The sequence below is a fragment of the Bartonella florencae genome (assembly GCF_000312525.1).
Classification (GTDB): Bacteria; Pseudomonadota; Alphaproteobacteria; order Rhizobiales; family Rhizobiaceae; genus Bartonella; species Bartonella florencae.
Genome location: NZ_HE997490.1, coordinates 1 through 771, shown reverse-complemented (window position 1 = coordinate 771; position 771 = coordinate 1). Strand labels below are relative to the sequence as shown.

Below are 771 nucleotides of genomic sequence, written 5' to 3'. Positions count from 1 at the left end.
GCTTGTACAGGGCTCGTAATTGTTGCCAAGCGCTTTAAGGAACAGCGCTTATGATTTTTTGGTTCAAAAGAAATCTATCTCTTCTATTAGCGGCTTTAGCCGTTTTTTTATGGCTTTGGCCAAAGCTTTTCAGCTTGGCAAGAAGAGCGAACGGCAAAAGCAAACAGAGAATGCTTTAAAGACAGCTCTCACACGTTTTGAGGTAGAAAATGAAGTTAACAAAAAAACTGATGCTGGTGTGCGTGCTGCTTTGTCTCGTTGGGTGCGCGGCAAATAGGTCTGTTTCTTGTGTTGGCTGGTTGCCAATTTATTTAGACAAGCAAGATCTGAACGCCATCAGTTCCAATCTAGCAAGAGATATTTTGAAACATAACCAACAGGGAGCCCATTTATGTGGTTGGAAAGATGGTCAAGAAACGAAGTAACAAAGAAAAAGAACTCACAGAAACAGAACAACAGCTTCTTCACGAGATGATAGAAACGTATCAAGGCTTAAAGATGATGTCACGTATCATGAAGTGGTTAGCCTTCATTGTCTTTATGTTTGTAATTGATTTATCCCGTTTCATTGACGCCATAGAGAATAGCTTCTCACATTTAAAAAAATGGATAGCTAAAAGTTAAAGCTATGTTTGATATACCACATAGAATTAGATTTTTAAAAACTCATAATGGAGATTCAAGCTTAGAACAAGATTGCCTCCTAACATCAACAATGAATCGTCAATGGCAAAAAATTTTTAATAATCTTCTCATAGTTAGCTATCATCA

General features: G+C 37.5%; 2 protein-coding genes and 1 pseudogene. All 3 read left to right on the top strand.

Features of this window, described 5'->3' with window-relative positions; translation table 11 throughout:
* Positions 1-50: 50 nt before the first annotated feature.
* The 3 genes and pseudogenes from BN202_RS10040 to BN202_RS08970 all read left to right on the top strand — a co-directional run bounded on the left by BN202_RS10040 (position 51) and on the right by BN202_RS08970 (position 624).
* Positions 51-277: pseudogene (locus tag BN202_RS10040) on the top strand (hypothetical protein).
* Entirely contained in the window at positions 210-425 is a 216-nt protein-coding gene (locus BN202_RS10395) for a hypothetical protein (RefSeq protein WP_083859180.1), read from the top strand. Before BN202_RS10040 ends, BN202_RS10395 begins: the two are co-directional and overlap by 68 nt.
* Positions 394-624, top strand: a complete 231-nt coding sequence (locus BN202_RS08970; protein ID WP_019220309.1) for a hypothetical protein — start codon at positions 394-396, stop codon at positions 622-624. Before BN202_RS10395 ends, BN202_RS08970 begins: the two co-directional genes overlap by 32 nt.
* Positions 625-771: the final 147 nt, after the last annotated feature.

Coding starts and splice junctions, on each gene's coding strand:
- BN202_RS10395 (WP_083859180.1), top strand. CDS start 210: ATGAAGTTAACAAAAAAACTGATGCTGGTGTGCGTGCTGCTTTGTCTC.